At 69.4% G+C, this 19660-nt stretch carries 21 protein-coding genes; 12 read left to right on the forward strand and 9 right to left on the reverse strand.

The annotated features are described in order from the left end of the window. The first annotated feature begins 83 nt into the window (after window positions 1-83). From Mth01_RS22435 to Mth01_RS22455, 5 genes are all read left to right on the forward strand, one after another. Window positions 84-1052, forward strand: coding sequence for an ABC transporter ATP-binding protein (locus tag Mth01_RS22435; protein WP_204017897.1), 969 nt, complete (start codon window positions 84-86; stop codon window positions 1050-1052). A gap of 104 nt (window positions 1053-1156) precedes the next feature. Beyond that, a complete protein-coding gene (locus Mth01_RS22440; RefSeq protein WP_204017898.1) occupies window positions 1157-1579 on the forward strand; it encodes a hypothetical protein in 423 nt (140 codons plus the stop codon). Beyond that, window positions 1494-2366 (forward strand): lantibiotic dehydratase C-terminal domain-containing protein, encoded by an 873-nt coding sequence (locus Mth01_RS22445; RefSeq protein ID WP_239089908.1) that lies wholly within the window; start codon window positions 1494-1496, stop codon window positions 2364-2366. Before Mth01_RS22440 ends, Mth01_RS22445 begins: the two co-directional genes overlap by 86 nt. Before the next feature lie 408 nt (window positions 2367-2774). Continuing rightward, window positions 2775-3569 carry an NB-ARC domain-containing protein gene (locus Mth01_RS22450; RefSeq protein WP_204017899.1) on the forward strand — a complete coding sequence of 265 codons (795 nt, stop codon included), beginning with the start codon at window positions 2775-2777 and terminating at the stop codon, window positions 3567-3569. A 317-nt stretch (window positions 3570-3886) separates the two neighbouring features. Then, the gene (locus Mth01_RS22455; protein ID WP_204017900.1) at window positions 3887-4129 is read left to right on the forward strand and encodes a hypothetical protein; all 243 of its coding nucleotides are present in this window, start codon (window positions 3887-3889) and stop codon (window positions 4127-4129) included. Between the two features lie 116 nt (window positions 4130-4245). Here Mth01_RS22455 and Mth01_RS22460 read toward each other — a convergent pair whose 3' ends face one another. Continuing rightward, entirely contained in the window at window positions 4246-5058 is an 813-nt protein-coding gene (locus Mth01_RS22460; protein ID WP_204017901.1) for a methyltransferase domain-containing protein, read from the reverse strand. Between the two features lie 61 nt (window positions 5059-5119). Then, a complete protein-coding gene (locus Mth01_RS30180) occupies window positions 5120-5242 on the reverse strand; it encodes a hypothetical protein (RefSeq protein ID WP_275409003.1) in 123 nt (40 codons plus the stop codon). Between the two features lie 56 nt (window positions 5243-5298). On the opposite strand from Mth01_RS30180, the gene trpB reads away from it, so the two are divergent. Genes trpB through Mth01_RS22475 form a run of 3 tightly spaced genes read left to right on the forward strand, consistent with a single transcriptional unit; the run spans window position 5299 to window position 8092 of the window. Beyond that, a complete protein-coding gene (gene trpB, locus Mth01_RS22465; protein WP_204017902.1) occupies window positions 5299-6504 on the forward strand; it encodes a tryptophan synthase subunit beta in 1206 nt (401 codons plus the stop codon). Continuing rightward, window positions 6501-7340 (forward strand): tryptophan synthase subunit alpha, encoded by an 840-nt coding sequence (gene trpA, locus Mth01_RS22470; RefSeq protein WP_204017903.1) that lies wholly within the window; start codon window positions 6501-6503, stop codon window positions 7338-7340. Before trpB ends, trpA begins: the two co-directional genes overlap by 4 nt. After that, window positions 7337-8092, forward strand: coding sequence for a GntR family transcriptional regulator (locus tag Mth01_RS22475; RefSeq protein ID WP_204017904.1), 756 nt, complete (start codon window positions 7337-7339; stop codon window positions 8090-8092). The genes trpA and Mth01_RS22475 overlap by 4 nt, the downstream gene beginning before the upstream one ends. Window positions 8093-8134: 42 nt before the next feature. Here the strand turns inward: Mth01_RS22475 and Mth01_RS22480 are convergent, their stop codons facing one another. The 3 genes from Mth01_RS22480 to Mth01_RS22490 form a co-directional block, all read right to left on the reverse strand. Beyond that, on the reverse strand, window positions 8135-10849 hold the full coding sequence (locus Mth01_RS22480; RefSeq protein WP_204017905.1) for a SpoIIE family protein phosphatase: 2715 nt from the start codon (window positions 10847-10849) through the stop codon (window positions 8135-8137). 404 nt (window positions 10850-11253) lie between these two features. After that, window positions 11254-12366, reverse strand: coding sequence for an ABC transporter substrate-binding protein (locus Mth01_RS22485; protein ID WP_204017906.1), 1113 nt, complete (start codon window positions 12364-12366; stop codon window positions 11254-11256). Between the two features lie 98 nt (window positions 12367-12464). Then, window positions 12465-12848, reverse strand: a complete 384-nt coding sequence (locus Mth01_RS22490) for a VOC family protein (RefSeq protein ID WP_204017907.1) — start codon at window positions 12846-12848, stop codon at window positions 12465-12467. Between the two features lie 273 nt (window positions 12849-13121). Here Mth01_RS22490 and Mth01_RS22495 point away from each other — a divergent pair, with 273 nt between their 5' ends. The 3 genes from Mth01_RS22495 (at window position 13122) to Mth01_RS22505 (ending at window position 16034) form a co-directional block, all read left to right on the forward strand. Then, complete coding sequence (locus tag Mth01_RS22495) at window positions 13122-14618, forward strand: hypothetical protein (protein WP_204017908.1); 1497 nt, start codon at window positions 13122-13124, stop codon at window positions 14616-14618. Then, window positions 14615-15193 carry a DUF6461 domain-containing protein gene (locus Mth01_RS22500; protein ID WP_204017909.1) on the forward strand — a complete coding sequence of 193 codons (579 nt, stop codon included), beginning with the start codon at window positions 14615-14617 and terminating at the stop codon, window positions 15191-15193. The genes Mth01_RS22495 and Mth01_RS22500 overlap by 4 nt, the downstream gene beginning before the upstream one ends. 133 nt (window positions 15194-15326) lie before the next feature. Continuing rightward, window positions 15327-16034, forward strand: a complete 708-nt coding sequence (locus Mth01_RS22505; protein WP_275409004.1) for a polysaccharide deacetylase family protein — start codon at window positions 15327-15329, stop codon at window positions 16032-16034. 272 nt (window positions 16035-16306) lie between these two features. Here the strand turns inward: Mth01_RS22505 and Mth01_RS22510 are convergent, their stop codons facing one another. Then, the gene (locus Mth01_RS22510) at window positions 16307-17035 is read right to left on the reverse strand and encodes a LysR substrate-binding domain-containing protein (RefSeq protein WP_239089909.1); all 729 of its coding nucleotides are present in this window, start codon (window positions 17033-17035) and stop codon (window positions 16307-16309) included. Window positions 17036-17090: 55 nt separating this feature from the next. Here Mth01_RS22510 and Mth01_RS22515 point away from each other — a divergent pair, with 55 nt between their 5' ends. Beyond that, entirely contained in the window at window positions 17091-17462 is a 372-nt protein-coding gene (locus tag Mth01_RS22515) for a DUF5997 family protein (protein ID WP_204017911.1), read from the forward strand. A gap of 386 nt (window positions 17463-17848) precedes the next feature. Here the strand turns inward: Mth01_RS22515 and Mth01_RS22520 are convergent, their stop codons facing one another. From Mth01_RS22520 to Mth01_RS22530, 3 genes are all read right to left on the reverse strand, one after another. Then, a complete protein-coding gene (locus Mth01_RS22520) occupies window positions 17849-18373 on the reverse strand; it encodes a hypothetical protein (protein WP_204017912.1) in 525 nt (174 codons plus the stop codon). 26 nt (window positions 18374-18399) lie between these two features. Continuing rightward, window positions 18400-19002 (reverse strand): methionyl-tRNA formyltransferase, encoded by a 603-nt coding sequence (locus Mth01_RS22525; RefSeq protein WP_204017913.1) that lies wholly within the window; start codon window positions 19000-19002, stop codon window positions 18400-18402. Continuing rightward, the coding region (locus Mth01_RS22530; RefSeq protein WP_204017914.1) for a hypothetical protein at window positions 18999-19660 on the reverse strand (662 nt) is incomplete at its 5' end. The genes Mth01_RS22530 and Mth01_RS22525, both read right to left, overlap by 4 nt.

The raw sequence follows: 19660 nt of genomic DNA on the forward strand, positions 1-19660 counted from the left end.
GGCTCAGTGGATCATCTCGTTACCGATCACGATCCACCTGATCCACAGAACGGGACAGCCATGACCCGCAGTCCGGAAGAGACATGACCATCAGCCAGGAGGTCGCCTCTGGAATCGAGTCCGCGGTCGCCGTCGCCCCCGTCGTCGAACTGGAGGACGTGACGAAGGCGTTCGGCACCGTCCAGGCGGTGCGCGGGGTGACGCTGAGCGTCGCTCCCGGACAGGTGTACGGCGTCCTCGGGCCGAACGGCGCGGGGAAGACGACGCTGCTGCGCATCCTGCTCGGCCTGGTGCGCAGCGACAGGGGGCGGGTGCGGGTCCTCGGCAGAGCCCCGGCCGACCCGGTGGCACTGCGCGACATCGGCGCCCTGATCGAGTCGCCGGCGTTCGTGCCCCACCTGTCCGGGCGGGTCAACCTGCGAGTACTCGCCCGCGCCCGCGGCCTGCCCGCCACAGAGGTCGGCCGGGTGCTGCGCATCGTCGACCTGGAGAACGCCGCCGACCGCCGGGTCACCGGCTACTCCCTCGGCATGAGACAGCGCCTGGGGGTGGCGGCCGCGCTTCTCGGCGATCCGTCATTGCTCATCCTCGACGAGCCGACGAACGGCCTCGATCCCGAAGGCATGGCCGCCATGCGCACGCTCATCCGCGACCTGAGCCGCGTGTCCACGGTGCTGCTCTCCTCCCACCTGCTCGGCGAGGTCCAGCAGGTATGCGACCGGGTCGTGGTTCTCGATCGGGGCCGGGTCGTGGCGGAGGACTCGGTTTCGGCGCTGCTCGCCCAGAGCGGGTCCATGCGGGTCGCCGTCTGGGGGCGGCCGCTGGACGTGGCGGAAACGGTGCTGAAGTCGCATCCCGCGTGGTCCGGCGCCATCCGGACGGAAGACGCGGAGGATCCGCATCTGCGGCTGGAGCTGGACCAGGACGACATCCCGGCCCTGGTGCGGGCCCTGGTGGAGGCGGGTGTCGATGTCCAGGAGGTACGGCGTGAGCACCGATCGCTGGAGGAGGCGTTCTTCGCGCTGACCACGGACGCCGGGAGCGGCGAATGAGCGATTCCCTCCTGTCCCCATCGCCTTCAGCGCCGGCCGGCCCACCACCGGATGCCCCCTCGGCCGCGTCATCACGGGCAAGTGCGCGGACTGAAAGAAATGCGATGATCAATGCTTTCGCGGCCGAGGCGCTCCAGCTGCGCAAGCGCCTCGCTCCGATCATCATCGGCGGCAGCTGGCTCGTGATGGTGGTGGGCTTCGGCTTCGCTGTGCCGTACATCGTCTACGCCGCCCTGGACCCGGTCACGCAGGCCGCCGAACGCGCCCAGCTGCTGGGGTCCTTGCTGCCATCGGCGGTCCACCACGCCGCGGCGGGCAGCTATCCGCTGTTCGGTGGAGCGGTCATGCTGATCCTCGGCGTGCTCATCACCGGTTCGGAGTACCGGTGGAGGACGTGGCCCGCCCGGCTGTCCCAGGGGCCCACACGTACCCACCGAGGAAGTGACGCGCCGGGCCATGGACGCGCTGGAGGATTTCCTCCGGCGACGCCCGGCGCTGTACGAGAACGACGTCGACGGCCTGGCTGACCTGTACCGGAAGATGTACCTGGCCGAGTACGGCGAAGCCCGCTGGAACGAGGAGTACGGCCAGGACGGCCGGATGCCGTTCCGTCCGAACAACAGCATCGCCATCTTCCCCTATGAGCCGGAGTACGACCGTTACGGCGGGAAAGTCGGCATCCAGCTCGCGGAATGGCACTTCGAACACTCCAGCGACATGGTCGCCCACCTCCTCGCCACCTCGAACACGCACGTCCGGCCGGTGCTGCTCGGGCTCGCCGTCCAGCTCAGCCTGATGACCGCCTGCACGTTCCTCGGCACGGACACCGCGGTGCGCGAGTTCTTCCAGCGCTACCGGAACTTCTGGGAGACCTCCTACCAGGAGCCCGGCGACGAGCGGCTGCACGGTTCCTTCGATCGGAACCTCGAGCTGACCCGCCCCACGCTCTCGGCGCGGATCGCCCGGATCCGGGCCCTCGCCGAAGCCGAAGGTCAGGCGGAGATGTCCCCCATGGAGCAGACCTGGCTGTCCCACTGTCGGGAACTGCGTGACCGGGTGTCCGCCGCGGCCGACCGCGGCGAGCTGCTCTTCCCCGGACAAGACGGGGGCGGCCCGCGACCGATCCCACGGGGTGGCGACCTGGCGGCGATCCTGCTCAGCTCGTACATCCACATGACCAACAACCGGCTGGGCGCGGCGATCCTGGATGAGATCTACCTCTCCTATCTGATCGAGCGGATCCTCGAACCCAGCGCCGACAGTGCGGCCGGCCCTGCCCCTGACCCTGCTACCGACCTCGCGGGGGCGGTGTGAGGTCCGCGGAGAGCGACACGCCGGTCGCGGCGGCACAGCAGGACCCGGCCTGGCTGGAGGAGGCCCGGCCCAGACTCAGGCAGGCCGTACAGGTGGGACCGCCCCTGCGGAAGGGGCCGGCCGGCGTCCACATCGTCGCCGACACCGAGACCATGGCATATATGCAGGTGGGTCCCCGCGAGGCGTTTCTCATATCCCGCCTCGACGGAACGCGGTCCCTCGCCCACATCGGGGCCGAGTACGCCGAGCGGTTCGGCAAGCGGCTGGCCGCGGAGCACTGGCAGCAGCTGCTGACCCTGCTGGCGGCCCGTCCATACCTGCGCCGCACCGGCCCACGGCGCGAGCCCATACCGTGGCAGGAGCAGGACGGCTCCCTACCCGGGCTCTCCCTGCGCAGTCGCCCCTGCCGTGGCACCGGCACAGCTGCCCTCGGACGCCGGGCGGTTCCTGGGCCGGGAACGCGAACTCGCCCAACTGGTCACGATCCTGAACGCCCCCGGACCGAGGGGATCAGTCGTCACCATCGACGGCCCTGGCGGAATCGGGAAGTCCCGGCTGGCCATTCGCGCGGCTCACGCCGTCGCCTCGGCTTATCCCGACGGACAGCTCTATGTGAACCTGCACGGCACGACTCCCGGCTGCGCCTCGCTCGCCCCGGGTGAGGTGCTCACCCGGTTCCTCAGAGCCCTCGGCGTCCCCGGACCGGTCGGCCATCAGCCCCTCGACGAGATCGCCGCCCTGTTCCGCACCCACATCGCCGACCGGCGAATGCTCATCGTGCTCGACAACGCCGTCGACGCCTGTCAGGTGCGGCCGATGCTGCCGGGCCGCTCCGCCGCGGCCGTGATCATCACCGGCCGCGCCAGGCTCGCCACCCTGGACGTGACCGCTCGCCTATGCCTGGACGTGCTCTCCGAGCATGAAGCGATCGATCTGTTGGCGACGATCGCCGGGCCACAGCGGATCCGCAGTGATCCGCGGTCGGCCGCCCAGATCACCGAACTGTGCGGCCGGCTGCCCCTCGCCGTACGAATCGCGGGTGCCCGGCTGGCCGAGCACCCTTCCTGGCCCACGGCCCGGCTGGCCGCACGTCTGGCCACAGCCGCGAACCGGCTGGACGAGCTGCGCCAGGACGACCTTTGCCTGCGCACCATCCTGACCGCCGGCCATGAACTCGACACGAACCGACCCGGAATGCGCTGACAACGGAGAACACTGCCATGCCGATCTCGGTCCGCGTGTACGGCTGCCGCGTCAAACGAGCGAAACGGCAGAAGACCGCGCGGTCGCACGGGAAGCCGCTGCACCACCCGGGCAGCAATCGGACACTAGGGAACAAATCCGTCATAAATGGCATATAAAGGCTCTTGCGTGAATAAGATGGCATCAAAGAGTGCAGAGCACCGTTTATCGCTCATTCGATCCGGAAATGTAGTAAATCGCGGAGTGATGACCACCTAACGGTCATCGAGTGAGATCTTTGGCAAATTAGGCAAATGATCCTTCGAGGGGGACACATAATGCCCAAGCTCAATAAGGTCATCGCCGGACTCGCACTCAGCACCGCTCTTGCCGGTGGCGCTCTCGCCACAAGCGCCACGGCGGCAAGCGCGACGACCGCCCCCACGCAATGGGGTGGGGCCGGCGCCTACGGCTACGGGGGCTACGGGGGCTACGGCGACTCGGACTTGGACGACATCACCTGGAACATCTACGTCGCCGGCCACTGCGGCAACTTCTGCGGATGGGACGGCTGGTACTAAGCAGCAGGCCGGCCTGACCATCGACAACCGGCCCTAGCCACCCAGCCTGATACCCGCCCCTCCCCCATCGGAGGGGCGGGCGTCTCGTCCTTCCCATGGCCGGCAGGCGCGGGCCCTCACGAAGGGCGACAGAGGATCTCTCCGTGCAGGACGCTGAACCAGCCGTCCTCATGGGCGCCCCACTCCCGCCAGGCGTCCGCGATCCGCCGCAGATCCTCCAGCGTGGCATGCCCGCCCTCCACGGCCAGCCGCGCGTAGGAGGACTGGAGGGTGCGGTCCGCCCACAGCCCGCTCCACCAGGCCCGATCCTCTGGGGTGGTGTAACACCAGGTGGCCGAGGAGGACCTGATCTCGGTGAAGCCCGCCCGCCGGGCCCAGGAGCGCAGCCGCCGTCCGGCGTCGGGCTCCCCGCCGTTGGCGCGGGCGACGCGGTGGTAGAGATCGAGCCAGTCGTCCAGTCCGGGCACGCGGGGGTACCAGACCATCCCGGCGTAGTCGCTGTCGCGTGCCGCGACGACCCCGCCCGGCCTGCACACCCGGCGCATCTCGCGCAGCGCTCCCACCGGATCCGCGACGTGCTGCAGCACCTGGTGGGCGTGCACGACGCAGAAGGAATCGTCCGGGTGGCCGAGCGCGTGGACGTCGGCGGTCTCGAACCGGACGTTGGTCAGGCCGCGTCCGCCGGTCTCGCGGCGGGCCTGCTCCAGGACGCCGGGCTCCACGTCGACCCCGACGACCTCGCCCTCGGGCACCAGCTCGGCCAGGTTCGCGGTGATCGTACCCGGACCGCATCCGATGTCCAGGATCCGCATGTGCGGCTCCAGCTCCTCGAGCAGGTACGCCGCGGAGTTGGCGGCGGTGCGCCAGCGGTGGGAACGCAGGACGGACTCATGGTGGCCGTGGGTGTACACGGCGGTTTCACGTGCCATGCTGCCAACACTGACACGCATCTCGCCATTCGAGCAATTGCGTATTGATATATGAGACAAACTAGACGATCAACGCTGAGACGAAACCGACCTTCAGCTGGGCAGGCGGGAGGCCGGGCACGAGAACGGCTGCCGCGCGCCGGCGAGCGGGGCCGGCCGGGGTGGCGCGTCCCACGCTGTCCATGCCACACTCACTGTTATAGAACTCTGAACAGAGTTATAGAACGAGGTGAGCGTGGGATGCGAGATGTGCCGCCATGGCGTGAGCCCGTACCGGCGACCGGGACGATGGGCGAGCCCCGGGCGCGGGGCCGGTTCGGCGAGTACGGCGGGCGGTACGCGCCGGAGTCCCTGGTGGAGGCGTGCCGCGAGGTGGACGAGGCGTTCCGGGAGGCGCGGGCGGATCCGGGCTTCCGCGGCGCCCTGGCGGAACTGCTCGCCCTGCACGCCGGACGGCCGACCCCGCTCACACCGGCCCGGCGGCTGTCGCAGGAGCTGGGCGTGCGGCTGTACCTCAAGCGCGAGGACCTCACCCACACCGGATCGCACAAAATCAACAACGTGCTGGGCCAGGGCCTGCTCGCCGCGCGGATGGGACGGCGCAGACTGATCGCCGAGACGGGAGCGGGCCAGCACGGGGTGGCCACCGCGACCGCCGCCGCGCTGCTCGGGCTCGAGGCCACGGTCTTCATGGGCGAGCGCGACATCGAGCGGCAGGCGCTGAACGTCTTCCGGATGCGCATGCTGGGGGCCGAGGTGGTCCCGGTCACCACGGGCAGCCGAACGCTCAAGGACGCGACCAGCGAGGCCATGCGGCACTGGGTGGGCGTCACCGGCGAGTCCCACTACTGCGTCGGCTCGGTCATCGGGCCGGATCCGTACCCGTGGATGGTCAGGGAGTTCCAGCGGGTCATCGGCGACGAGGCCCGCGGGCAGTGCGCCGCCGAGTTGCGGACCGGCGTGCCGGACCACGTGGTCGCGTGCGTCGGCGGCGGCTCCAACGCGGCCGGCACGTTCGCCGGCTTCGCCGACACCGCGGCGCGCTTCGTCGGCGTCGAGGCGGAGGGCGGCGCCGGGGCGGCCCGCGGCAGGCTCGGCGTCCTGCACGGCTGCCGCTCGCTGTTCCTGCAGGACGACGACGGGCAGATCGTCGAGGGGCGCTCCATCGCCGCCGGGCTCGACTACCCGGGGGTCGGCCCGGAGCACGCCCACCTGCGCGACCTGGGCCGCGCCCGGTATGTCACGGTGACCGACGAGGAGGCGGTCGGCGCGGCGGTACGGCTGGCGCGCACCGAGGGCATCGTCCCGGCGCTCGAATCGGCGCACGCCCTCGCCTGGGTGATCCGCGCGGCGGGCGGCGGCGACCTGCCCGCCGGATCGACGGTCCTGATGACGCTGTCCGGCCGGGGCGACAAGGACGTCTCAACCCTGAAGGAGCTGCTGTGACGAACCCCACCCTGGCCGCGGGCGCGGTCGAACGCCACCTGCGCGCCCGCCGGGACACCGGCCGCGGTCTGCTCATGCCGTACGTCACCGGGGGGATCACGCCCGGCTGGACGGACTACCTGCGGGCGTTCGCCGAAGCCGGGGCGGACGCGATCGAGGTCGGCCTGCCGTTCTCCGACCCCACGCTCGACGGCGTCACCATCCAGCAGGCGAGCGAGACGGCACTGGCCCGGGGGGCGAGCACCCGCCGGATCCTCGCCGACCTGGCCGACCTCGCCGAGGCCCGGGACCTGGGCGTGCCGCTGGTCGCCAGCACCTACTACAACCTGGTGCTGCACGACGGCCCCGAGGCGTTCTGCGCCGCGCTGCGCCGGGCCGGCGTCGGCGGCCTGATCGTGCCCGACCTGCCGGTGCACGAGGCGGACGAGCTGACGGACGTGGCCGCCGCCGCCGGGATCGAGCTGGTCCTGCTGGCGTCGCCGGCGACGCCGCGGCCGCGGCTGGCGGAGATCTCACGCCGCAGCCGCGGATTCGTCTACGCGGTGTCGCTGATGGGCACCACCGGCGAGCGGGCCGCCCTCGCCGCTTCGGCGGCGGAGCTCACCGAGCGGATCAGGCGCGTCACCGACCGGCCGGTCTTGCTAGGATTTGGCATTTCCACGCCTGACCAGGCGCGGGAGGCCGGCCGGTACGCCGACGGCGTGGTGGTCGGCGCCGCGGTCATGCGGCGGGTGCTCGACGGGGCGGGGCCGGACGACCTGCGGGCCTTCCTCACGACCCTGCGCCGGGCCCTCGGCTCAGGTTCGGAAGACCAGGAGTGTGACGCACCACGATGATCCCCGACGCCGGGCACGAGGCGAGATACCGCGCCATCGCCGCCGACCTCGCCGCGAAGATCCGGTCGGGACACTACGCCCCCGGCGAGGCGCTGCCCTCGCAACGGGAGCTGAGCGCCTCCTACGGGGTGACCCTCATGACGCTGCGCCAGGCGTTACGGGAGCTCAGCGACGAGAGGCTGATCGTGCAGCGGCACGGCAAGGGCACGTTCGTGGCCCCGCCCCACCTGGCGTACCCGCTCGGGTCGCTCCGCAGTCTGGCCGACGATCTGCGGGAACAGGGCCACGACGTGCGCACCGTGGTGGCCGGGCGGGCGATGCGCCGGGCTCCCGCCCGGATCGCCGCGGAGCTGCGGCTGCGCCCCGGCGACACCGCCCTGCGGCTGGAGCGGGTCCGCGAGTTCGCGGGCCGTCCCGCCGTTCACCAGGTGTCCTGGATCCGTCGGCCGGTGGCCGACCAGATCCGCGACCGCGACTTCACCGCCGTCTCCCTCTACACGGCGCTCGCCGAAGCGGGAGTGGCGGTCGCCCGGGCGTCCGAGGTGGTCCGGCCCGGGCTGCTCGACCCCGCCGCCGCGCGCCGCCTTCACGAGCCTGAGGGCAGTGCCGTGCTCGTCAGCATCCGGATCGCCTATACGCCCGACGCCGTTCCCGTCGTGTCCGACCATGCCACGATCCTGGGCACCATGATGGAGATCCGCACCGAACGCGCCGCCACCGGGCTCTCCCTCACCTGGGGCGCCACCAGCTGAGAACGACTGCGCGACCGCGAGGTGACGGAACGCGTCGAGAACTCATTCCGGCAGGCCGAGAACCGTCCACGGCTCCCCGGTGCCCTCCTGTGTCTCCTGATCCAGAGACTGCTCAGCCCAGATGACCTTGCCGCGCCGGGTGTAGCGGGTGCCCCAACGCTCGCTGAGCTGGGCGACAAGGAAGAGTCCCCGTCCTCCCTCATCGGTGGCGACGGCCCGGCGCGGATGAGGAGAGGTGTCGCTGGCGTCGAACACCTCGCAGATCAGCGTCCGGTCCAGGAGCAGGCGCGCGCGGATGGGTTCGGCTCCGTAACGGATCGCGTTGGTGACCAGCTCGCTGAAGATCAGCTCGGTGGTGAAGACCAGATCGTCCAGGTTCCAGTCCGACAGCTGCCGCGCGGCCTCGGCCCGTACGCGACGGACCGCCGCAGGATCGGCCGGCAGGTCCCAGTAGGCGATGTGGCCGGGTGACAGTGCCCGGGTGCATGCCGCCAGCACGATGACGTCGTCGCGGCACCGGCCGTGCGGCAGGACGGACAGCGCGGAGGCGCAGGTCTCCTCGGCGGTGCGGCCGGGATCGGTGTCCAGCGCCTGGCGCAGGCGCTGCGTTCCGATGCGCGGGTCGGCCGGGTCGTCGGCGAGCAGCCCGCCGGTGTAGAGGACGAGCCTGCTGCCCTCGGGAAGGCTGAGTTCGGTCGTCTCGAAGGGCGGCCCTCCCCGGCCCAGCGGTGGCCCGGCACGGGTGTGCAGGAGTTTCACGGTGCCGTCGGGGCCGACCACGGCGGGCGGGGGGTGGCCCGCCGAGGCCAGGCCGCAGCACTGACTGGTCGGGTCGTAGACGGCGTACAAGCAGGTCGTGCCGGTCGCGGCGTCGCCGGCACGACCCAGCGTGGTGTCTTCGGCGATGTCGCCGAGCAGCCCGGCGGCATCGTCGCCGGCCTGCTCGGCCTGCTCGACCACGAGTCGACAGACCAGGTCGTCGAGATGAGCGAGGATCTCCTCAGGCGGCAGGTCGAGCGCGGAGAAGTTGCTGATCGTGGTGCGCAGCCGTCCCATGGCGGCCGCGGCCTGCAATCCGCTGCCGGCGACCTCGCCCACCACCAGGGCGACACGCGCACCCGACAGGGGGATGACGTCGAACCAGGCATAGCCGGCCGCCTCGTAGGCGAGCTGGTAGCGGTAGGCGGCCTCGACCGCGTTCTGCTCGGGCAGGCGCCGGGGCAGCATGGCGCGCTGCAGGGCCAGCGCGGTGGCATGCTCGCGAGTGAAGCGGCGGGCATTGTCGATGCAGACCCCGGTGCGAGCGCTGAGCTGTTCGGCAAGAGACAGGTCGTCGTCGGCGAACGGTGTGGCCCGCCGCAGGAAGGTGACCACACCCAGAATGTTGCCGTGCGCGCTCAGCGGGGCGGCGATGAGCGACCGGTTCTCCCCGCCCGGTCCCGGCGATAGCACCGGCCATCCCTCGGCGAGGCAGCGCGCCTGCGACGACGACGGAGGGTAACGGACCAGCTGCCCTCGGGAGGCGGAAAGGCCCGGGGTGCCGTCGGCGCCCCGGATCGCGACGCGGCGCAGATCTGCCGACGGGGCGTCGGCCTCCTGGCCCCGCAGGACGGACTCGGCGAGGTCGACCGTGACCAGGTCGGCGAAGCGGGAGACGGTCGCCTCGGCGAGCTCTTCGGCCGTCCGCACCACATCCAGCGTCTGACCGATCCCCATTGCGGCCTCGAACAGGATTCGCAGCCGCCTCCTGGCCGAGGCGGCCAGGCGCCCGACACCCGGCTCACCGGCCAGCAGCAGCCAAGGATCTTCGTAAGAACCATGTTGCACCGGCATTTCAGGCACCGGCGCCGCCTCCGGTCGCCGGCCCGTCTCAGCGACGCCAGGCTTCGTCGCGGCCGCGACCGTCTTCGCCGCTTCCGCCGCGCCGATCTCGGAGACCGGGCCCACCGAGCCCACCGTGCCCATCGTGCCCATCGGGCCCTCGATGGGTGCCGGCGGCGCGAGGAAAGGCAGGTCCGCCATCGGCTCCCACGGACCACCCTCGATCCTCACCTGCGCGAGGACGCCGACCACCCCGGCGGATTCGATTCTCGGCACCGAGCGGAGCACGGCCACCCGGCCACCGGAGAGCGGCACCTGGACGGCGGCACGCTGCCCACGGGCGATCAACTCCACCGCCCTGTCTTCCAGCAGGACGCGATCACCGGGGGTCAGCTCACCCGGAGGCAGGCCCCCGCCCGGCAGCGGGCGCGGCATCGCTTCGGTGCGAAGGAAGGCCTGGAGCAGGTCGCGTTCCCGCTCGCTGCTGTGCTCGAGCAGCCGTCGTTCGATGGCATCGGCCACCCGTTGGGCCAGCATGCCCATCGCCGGATGCTCCCGCCCGATCAAGCAGACGACGGCCACAGCGCCCCTCACCTGTCCGGTGAGCGGGTCCAGCACCGGAACGCCGGTCGCAGCGAACGGCTGCAGACACGCGGAGAGGTGATCGAATCCGGACGCGGGGAAAGGCAGCCTCTCCCGTAGCGCACCGGCGAAGGCGTTGGTGCCGACGAACTCTTCGGCGTAGCTGACTCCGGGCCAGTGATGCCGCGCGTCCAGCTCCCTCGACAGCGCTCTGTCGCCGGTACGAAGCAGCAGCAGCCTCGCCTTCTCATCACCCAACAGCAAGGCCGCGTCCGCGTCCGCGAGGACGGGCAGCACGCGTTCGACCACCGGACGGGCCGCCCGGACCAGCGGGCCGTCCCAGTCCAGTTCCACGGGATCCCCGAAATCAAGCGTTCCCGGGGCCAGGCCCGCCGCCCGGCATCGCCGCCACGACCGGAGAATGGCAGGACGCACCCGCCCCTCGACCGGTTCCCGATCGAAGAAGCACTCCACAATCCGCTCGTCAGGCTGTAGAAGACCTTCTCGGGCGGCTTGCGGCCAGGTCACTGCAAATGCATCTCCCCGATTGCGGACCCCCACCCCTCACACCTTAAACCGTATACGTCACATATCAACCCAAAACGGTAAATGACCCGATCATTGCCAAATACAGTCAATCGCGTCGGGGATCCGCGAAAACCGGCACAGTCACCGAGCCGAGATGACAGCACCGGGCATGATCATCCGCAACTTGAAGCCACTCGGACAGATCTGGACGGCCGGACCTTCATGCTCTCTCAGCCGGTGTGAAGGATCCGAAAGCGATCGGGTTCCGCCGGATCTCGATCGACGACCTGGATCGGCGGCCAAGCCCATTGCCGAACGTTGATGCCCGGCGTGCGGGAGAACTGGATCTGCCCGCGGGTGCCTTCGACTGCGACGCGCGGCCAGGATCCGGCGATGCGCGTCCGGTCCGCGCCGTGAGAACGCAGCACATCAGCGAGGACGGCGACCGTGTCGTAACCCTCGAAGGCGACGAAGGAGGGTGCTTCGGCCAGCCGCTCGCGCAGGGCCCTCTCGACTCGGGCACCGAGTGGGCTGAGACGCTCGGGCAGGTAGCGCAAGAACGGGATCGCGGCGCTGTCGTCGCCCAGCAACATCGCCCATTGGGCGAACTCCGGTTGCCCGGCCGGAGCACCGATCATGATCTCCGCGAGGCGCCGGTCTCGGCGGACAGACGTGACGATCGACACCGCCGGCTCCGGGTGGCCGACCAGAAGCAGGAGGGCTGTCGCGTGATTTCCGACGAGTACGTCGCACACGACCGCGGGGGCCAGCGCGCGCATGTCGAGTTCGATGACGGTGCCGCCCCGTGGAGCGAGGTAGTCACGCAGAATTCGGGCCCCCGACGCCCAGTAGACACTCGACTCGGCTGCTACGGCGATGCGCCTGTGGCCCGCGCTGAGGAGGAAGTCCGCGTAGATCCGCCAGCTGTGGGACTGCGCGGGGGCGAGGCGCGCGACCCATTCCGTCGGTTGTTCGGTGAGCGCGTCGAGAACCGCCGACGAGCAGAGAAACGGCAGGCCGAGGGCGTCGGCCCTGGCGGCGGCGGCGCGAGCGACGACGCTGTGATACTCCCCCGCCAGGGCGGCCACGCCCAGGCGGGCCAATTCATCGACGGCCGCCGCGGCCCTCTGCGGATCGGCCGCGGTGTCTCGGACCACCAGCTCGAGTGGTCTTCCGCCGATCCCGCCGGCGTCATTGACTTCGCGAACGGCCAACTCGAGTCCGGCGAGCAGGTGCCGGCCTGCCTCGACCCAGCCAGGCCGACTCAGCGGAACGAGAGCACCGATCTGGACCGTTGATCCGTCAGTCCGCTCCGTTCCAGATGGCGACGGTGACGTGTTCATGCGTTGGCGCCTCCCGTGTGACGATTCATGGATGATCGCAAGATCCGCAAGGGCCGCCTACCGCTTCCAGGTCCCGTCGTCGTCACGTGAGGAACTGGTCAGAGGGGCTGGAGCCGGGTGTGCAGGAGACAGAACTCGTTGCCTTCCGGGTCGGCCAGGACGTGCCAGCTCTCGGTGCCGGTCTGGCCGACGTCGACGGGCCTGGCCCCGAGAGCGAGCAGCCGCTCCAGCTCGGCGTCCTGGTCGCGGTCGGTGGCGTTGACGTCAATGTGCAGTCGGAGCTTCCCGGCCCGCGGGTCACCGCTGGGGCTGAGGATGAGAGTGGGCTGCGGGCCGCCGAAGCCGACGCCGGGCGGACCGATCTCGATGCTTCCGTCGTCTTCCCGGCCGAGTTCGACGTAGCCGAGGACCTTGCTCCAGAATTCGGCGAGCCGGGCGGGGTCGGCGGCGTCGATGACCAACTCACTGATGCGGCATGCCATGCCCGACAGTGTACGGAGACAACCCGAAAGTCGATCGTCGGCCGTGTGATCTTCCGACGGGCCGGATTTCCCGGGGTGTCGGTGCGACTCGTTCCACCAGGTACACGCGATTGAGCGCGCCCAACCGCGCCGTTGAGATACAAGGAACTGCGACGTTCGAGGAGGGAACCCGACTCCACGGGCCGCTCGCCGGTCGAACGCTCATCGATGCCGGGTCTGTCCGCCGCGAGAAATCCTTCCACCGTGAGCGGCAGGCATTGAGATCATGGGCAGATGCCGAGGAAAGCAGACAACGCCGCACGGCTGGAATCCATCGCCGGGCTCGCGGCCAAGGCCACGCCGGGCCATTCGTACCCACTGGACGACCTGCGCCAGGCGCTGTTCCGCGTGGTCGCCGACGAAAGCCTCGCCGAGCGGGCCCTCGACATCCTGGCATCGGCCAGGCCGGGGCTGTGGCTCGACCTCGATGTGGCTCTCCGTCCAGCCTGGTATTACAGGGACGACCCCGCTCTGCGGCCGTCGACCGCGGTGCGGGAGTTGACCAACCCGCTCGCCGTCGCGCTTGTGGCGTGTTCCCGCGACGGCCGCCAACGCGAGCGTGCGGTACGGCATGCCGCCATGCGGACCGACCCTCGGCTCCTCCCCGTGCTGGCCGTCCGCGCGACCGATTGGGCGGACGAGGTCCGCTCGGCGGCGAATCAGGCCCTGGCGGAGGTGCTGGCCGTGCCATCGGCACAGGTCCTGCTCACGATCACCCCGCTGACCGTACGGCTGGGCCTCCGCCAGCGTGGCTCGCACATCGCGGCCGCCATCGAAGAAGCTTTCGCGCGTGCCAGCGATGACACGCTCACGGCGATGCGTGGCTGCGCCGATCTACATGCCCGCAGGCTCGCCTATCGAGTCTCCCTCGATGGCTGCCGTCTGGCGGAATCCGACCTGGTCGAATCCGCACTGCGCGAGCCCGACATCGTCTGCCGGACCTGGTGCGCCGAGGCCGTCGCCCGCATGGGCAGGCCCGATCTGCTGGAACCGCTGCTGACCGGTCGAGCCGCCCAGGTCCGCGCGACCGCGCTTACCGCCCTGGTGAACCTGGGACATCCCGAGTACGGAACACGGTTGCTGACCGACGTCTCCTCGATCGTGCGCCTCACCGCTCAGTGGGCAGTACGGCGATGCGGCGACGACCCGGCCGAGGCCTATCGGAAACTCCTCGCCGGGCGGCCAGAACATGACGCCAGGAGCCTGATGGCCGGGCTGGCCGACTGCGGAGCCGGGGGCGACGCCGAGCTCGCCCGGCCGTACCTGACCGATCGCCGCCCCCGGGTGCGGGCGGAGGCGGTCCGCACACTGCACCGCCTGAACGCCTCGCTGGACTTCGCCGCCATGCTCGACGATCCCGCCCCGGTCGTGGTCCGGCACGTGGTCGCCGCACTGCGCGATGCGCCTCCCCCATCAGACCGGCTCTGGGCGCTGCTCGACGCCGCGCACCCCCGGCACGTGCGGGTGGCCGCTCATCGGCTGCTCTCCCACCGGGACACCTGGAGCCGGATCAAGGCCGGCCTGATCCTCGCGACCGACGCTGACGAGTCGCTCCGACGGCGAGCGCGAGACGACCTCAAAACCTGGCGTGCCCACGATGCGGCGACCGCCTATCACACCACAACCGAACCGATGAGAACCGAGTTGAACGCCCTGATCACCGGTGCGGAAGCCACCCTCGGCCCGCAGATCACAAATGAATTGCGCTGGCTCATATCTTCCGGCAGGTGAACCACGCCTGGTCATGGCATCGGATTTGTCGGGGCGGTGTGCGAGGATCACGCCCATCGCCAGGGAGGGCTATGAACATGAACGACTGGTACGACGACGAGGCCGTGTGTGTGACCTACGTCCGAGATTTGTCGCCCGCGGAGGCGTTCGCCCGAATGGATGTGACCATTGATCCCGAGGCGGAACCGGGATGCGATCCTGCCATCGCCGTGTTCCGCGTCGAGGGCGGGGTGATTCTGGTGGAACCGAACGGCTTCGCGGGGATCCTGGATGAGGTGATCTGCAGGCTCAGCAAGGGCACGGTGGCCGCATCGGTGTTCTTCAACGTCAACCTCGACCAGAATTTCGTGTACGCCGAGGACGGCGTGGTCACCACTCAGTTCGAGCCGGACCAGCCCGATGCGCGGTCGGGCAGCGATCCGGACCGGCTGTTGGAGCAGATGCGCACGCTGGACATGGAGACCGACAGCGATCTCAACAAGGCGGCCGAGTTGGCCGAGTCGGTGACCGGTTTGACCCTGCCTGACGACGACGCCGAACCCGCACTCATCGGCACTCTCCCCGATTACCCCTGAGCAGGGATGCCGCCATCTACCTGATCCTTGTCTGCCCGCCGACTGCGAAACTCGGACATACGAATCACGTGCGTCCGTTTCAAGCACAACCGGACCTATGGACACGCCAATTGGTCTAGGCCAATATGGCACCATGCCAAGATCAAAGCTGCGCCGCGCCCTACGCGATGCACTTGTCACCCTTGTCCCAGTAGCGCTCATTGGCGCGCTGACTGGCCCTGCACACGCGTCGGCCTCTCAGTCTGCGGCCGCCTGGCCCGAGCCCGTTCCGGTCGTCTCCCACATAGAAACCACCGACCCGGTCGTGTTCGTCACCATCGACGACGGCTGGTCCCACGATCCAGCTGCCGCGAAGCTGCTACTCGACCGCCGGGTGCCCGCCTCGCTGTTTCTGCTGCCGGGTGCGTACTCGTACGGTGACGGTTACTTCCGCGCCCTGCTCAACCATGGGCCTTTCCGAGTCGAGAATCACACCGTCAACCACTCCGACCTGTCCACGCTCGACGCCGCCGGGCAGCGGGCGGAAATCTGCGGGGCACGCGACCAGCATCTCGCCAAGTTCGGCGACAGCCCGCGTCTGCTGCGTCCCCCGTACGGGACGTACTCGGAGACCACTCGGACCACCGCCCGTGCCTGCGGCGCGGAAGCCCTGGTCACGTGGACGTACGACCTCACCACCTGGGGGCCGGACCCCGTTCCGATTCCTCGCCTGAAGGCCGGCGACATCATCCTGCTGCACTTCAACGAGACCGTGGAGGATGACCTGCGAAGGGTCCTGGACGCGGCGGACGCAGCCGGGCTGAAGCCCGCCCCACTGCGGGAGTACATCGGTAGGTGGTGATGTCGGCATGGAGAGGCGAGTGCCGCAGTGAACCAGGCGTGTCTGATGGTCGCGGTGCGTGATGACCCGATCGAGCGCAGGACCACCCTGGTAATCCCCTCGAACCGACGGTCAGGACTAAGCGATCTTCTCCTTTTAGGATCTTGCCGGTGCCCCAACGCGACCGTTGGAATCAACCCCTGAGCTCTCCATCGAAGCCGGGGCGCTTCACCGCACGTCGCCGGGCCGGTCACATTTATTGCCGGGTCCGAGCCGAGGTTCGGGGCTGCATGTCACCGAGGCCGGTAACCCTTCCTCTTACGGCGGGCCGGCACGGTCCGGCGGCCGGAGCCGTTCTGTGCGGGTTTTTGTGCCTGCCGCTGTGCCGGTTTCTCCGCAGGGGAGGCGGGGGTACGGCCCCGCGAACTGTTCACTGTCCGGCCGCGGACGATGCCGATGAAATCCTCCACCAGGTCAGTGGTCGCGTCCGTGGGCCAGGCCAGCGCGACCTGAGACTGCGGCGCGTCCAGCATCGGCCGGTAAGTGAGATCCCTGCGGTGGTGGAGGCGTGCCAGCGACTGCGGAACCAGGAGAAGCCCGGCGCCGGCCGCTACCAACTCGACCGCGCCCGCCGTTGTGGCCGGGCGGGTGAACGCGGGCAACCCGGGCCGGACCGTCCACTCGATGGTGTCGTCCAGGGGATGGAACACCTCGTCGTCGGTCAGGTCGGCGACGGCCACCTCGGCGGCGGCGGCCACCGCGTGGTCCTTGGGCACCACGACCACCGTGGTCTCCACGTAGAGAGGAATCACGCTGAGCCCGTCCCGGTCGACCGGCAGCCTGACGAATCCGGCGTCGGCGCCGCCATCCCGCAGCAGTCCCACCACCTCGGCGGCGGAAACCGCGATCAGGGTGACCGGCACGCCGGGCATCCTCTCGGTCCAGACGTTGACCCATTTCGCGGGTGTCACCCCGGGCACGTACGCCAGCCGGAACACCTTGCCGGTCTCCCCATCAGTCACTTCCTCAGGCTACCGATGTCAAGGGAACCCGTTCCGATTGACTATTCTGGGTGCCATGACCTCGCCCAAACGGAAGACCATCCAGACGATGAAGCCCGCGACCGCGGCCAAGAAGCTGGGTGTCCTCCTCTCGGCCACTCCCGCCGAGTTCCAGGCGGGGGTCGTCTCCAGGGACGAGCTGAACGAGTTGCAGTCGTCGCCACCCGCCTGGCTCGCTGACCTGCGCCGCAACGGCCCGCACCCCAAGCAGGTCATCGCCGCGAAACTCAGGGTCTCCATTTCCGGCCTGGCCAGAAGCGGGATCACCGGACCGCTCACCACCGCTGAGATCGATGCGCTGAAAGCGGAGAACCCGGCGTGGCTGGAGCGCGAGCGTTCCATCCAGGCCGAGACCCGCAAAGAAGCACTCCGCCTCAAGCAGCGCTAGACAACTGGGATCCCGCACGTCTCCACCCGAGACGAGCCCGTCGAATGAGCCGCTGCGAGGTTCTCGACACCCCGAGGAACCAAAGAGTTGACGCACGGGGACCGGGTCGACGCGGTTCACGCCGGGCCAAGCAGGCTCCGGAAGATCACCGGCTCGCTCGAGCCGTGGGTCCTCCCCCACGTCGTGCACCTGACCGGGGAGTACGTCGTGGAGATCGTGACCGACATCCACACCGCGCTCGGCGATCTCGGCACTCCGGTCTCCCCCCGCCCACCGCGCCTGTGGAAGCTACCTCGCCGACGTTCGGGTCGAGCGACCGCCGGATGGCCGGAGCCCGCACCGCACCATGCGGGGCCGCGCACGGACGCGGTACCGGTGTATGGCACTCACGGCATTCGATCAAGTACGGCCAGAACCTTCTGCCCGCGGGCAAAGCGCGAATGCCAGAACGGTTCATGTTGAGCGAGTGATCGATACAGTTCGATGCTCTCTTCCAGCACCCGTACGGCTTGAGACGCATGCCCGGCGTCGATGTGGGCCAGGGCGAGGTTGTGGAGATGAAGCGCCAAGGTGGACAGAACGCCCTCGCCGGAGGAAAGGCGTTCTCGGGCGGCGGCCGCCGCTCTCTCCCCGGCGGCGATCATTTCCTCATGCCGTGCCGACACGGCTACGGCACCTGGCCGCGTGGCGGCGAGCCTTGCGCGGATCTCGGCCAGCGCCAGACTCACCTCGTTGAAGTGCGTGTGTACTTCGAGGTAGACGGCCTCGGCCTCCCGGAGCCGCTGTACTCCTGCCCTCGGCAGATCCAGAGCGCGGAGGCAGTCGCGGAGAACCTGCGCCGACTCCTCGACCAGGAGACCACTGTGACGCGGTTCATGCCGTTGCGCGTTCTCATATGCCACCTGAGCCACGAACACCGTCCCGCGCCTGCACCACGTCACCGGCGCTGCCCGACAACTCCGAGCGAGTGTTCCCGTCGTGCCGGTCGGCGTTGCCGTCCGTGCCGCCCTCCGGTCTCCTGCCCCACCCCAACGGTGACGAGGTCCTCTTCGATCCGGATGCCGCCCTTCCGCACGAGGATGTTTCCCGTGTCGAAGTCGTCGTCCATCCAGTGGATGGTCACCCCTACCTCGGGATCCCCGTTTCGGACCGCCCAGTGAACGGGCAGCGGTCCCCGATACTTCGGCAGCAAGGAAGTGTGCACATTGATGGCGCCGAGCCGCGCGGTTCGCAACACTGCGCGCGAGAGCTTCCATGCAAGCCCGTAGACCACGATGAGGTCGGGCGCGTACCCGGCCAGTGCCCTCGCCAGACCATCGACGCTTCCAGGCAGCAGGAGGTCCGTACCGGGCGGCAGGGATTCGGCTATCGCGGCGATGGTCTGTGCCGAGCCCTTGCCGGTGGGCTTTCGCTGGCGAAGAGAGCGAGCATGCACGAACGCGACCGGCGTATGACCGGCTCTGACACACGCTTCGTGCAGGACTCTGAAGCCGCTGACGCCGAAAGACACCAGGACCACTCGCAGCGATCCGGCGGTCATGTCGGTTCACTTCTCGACTGCGGCTCGGCCGAAGCGCCGTTCGGTCCCGCTCCCCCGACACTGATCTCTTTATCTGCGGCGGTCGACACCTGGCGACCTGATGCCGTCTGCACCGCTTTTGGGTGTGAGGTTTCGGACATGCCAAGCCGTACCGGTCCGTGGAAATCCCGGCCCTGAATGACAGGCCCGCGCTGGGATCCCCCGCTGATGACGTTTTCTATGTCGGGCGATCTTAGCGCTCGCCCGGGGTCGACCGGCCCTCGGCGTGACCGAATCGTTCCCTGAATCGTCAGCCCGATGCCCGCTATCGCCACCAATGCCCCGATTACACTTGCCAGCTTGTCCGCCTTGTCGAGACCGAGCGCCCAGAAATAGGCCCCTGACGCGATGACGGCAGCGATGACGAGCAGGCCACCCACCCATTGGAGAAAACGCCCTGACATTGCTCCATCGTGAGCTTTACCCGCGGATATGGCCAGTGACCCGGCGGCAAGGCACCGATCACTCACGCCGACGAGGGGGTTGCGTCCTCCAGCAACAGTTGCGGTGCGCCCGTTCACCACCATGGGCTCTTCGAGGCGGCGTACAACGCGCGGGTCGCGGGCGAGCATCAGCACCTCGGCCTCGTCCAGCGACCGTCCATCGGCTACCCGACGTC

It is taken from the genome of Sphaerimonospora thailandensis, assembly GCF_016863115.1.
Taxonomy (GTDB): Bacteria; Actinomycetota; Actinomycetes; order Streptosporangiales; family Streptosporangiaceae; genus Sphaerimonospora; species Sphaerimonospora cavernae.

Excerpts from the sequence above, each read along its gene's own strand:
- Mth01_RS22525 (WP_204017913.1), bottom strand. The coding sequence starts at position 19,002 with ATGACCGCCGGATCGCTGCGAGTGGTCCTGGTGTCTTTCGGCGTCAGC.
- Mth01_RS22505 (WP_275409004.1), top strand. The coding sequence starts at position 15,327 with ATGCCAAGATCAAAGCTGCGCCGCGCCCTACGCGATGCACTTGTCACC.
- Mth01_RS22455 (WP_204017900.1), top strand. The coding sequence starts at position 3,887 with ATGCCCAAGCTCAATAAGGTCATCGCCGGACTCGCACTCAGCACCGCT.
- Mth01_RS22515 (WP_204017911.1), top strand. The coding sequence starts at position 17,091 with ATGACCTCGCCCAAACGGAAGACCATCCAGACGATGAAGCCCGCGACC.
- Mth01_RS22435 (WP_204017897.1), top strand. The coding sequence starts at position 84 with ATGACCATCAGCCAGGAGGTCGCCTCTGGAATCGAGTCCGCGGTCGCC.
- Mth01_RS22490 (WP_204017907.1), bottom strand. The coding sequence starts at position 12,848 with ATGGCATGCCGCATCAGTGAGTTGGTCATCGACGCCGCCGACCCCGCC.
- Mth01_RS22440 (WP_204017898.1), top strand. The coding sequence starts at position 1,157 with ATGATCAATGCTTTCGCGGCCGAGGCGCTCCAGCTGCGCAAGCGCCTC.
- Mth01_RS22485 (WP_204017906.1), bottom strand. The coding sequence starts at position 12,366 with ATGAACACGTCACCGTCGCCATCTGGAACGGAGCGGACTGACGGATCA.
- Mth01_RS22475 (WP_204017904.1), top strand. The coding sequence starts at position 7,337 with ATGATCCCCGACGCCGGGCACGAGGCGAGATACCGCGCCATCGCCGCC.
- trpB (WP_204017902.1), top strand. The coding sequence starts at position 5,299 with ATGCGAGATGTGCCGCCATGGCGTGAGCCCGTACCGGCGACCGGGACG.
- Mth01_RS22495 (WP_204017908.1), top strand. The coding sequence starts at position 13,122 with ATGCCGAGGAAAGCAGACAACGCCGCACGGCTGGAATCCATCGCCGGG.
- Mth01_RS22460 (WP_204017901.1), bottom strand. The coding sequence starts at position 5,058 with ATGGCACGTGAAACCGCCGTGTACACCCACGGCCACCATGAGTCCGTC.
- Mth01_RS30180 (WP_275409003.1), bottom strand. The coding sequence starts at position 5,242 with ATGGACAGCGTGGGACGCGCCACCCCGGCCGGCCCCGCTCGCCGGCGC.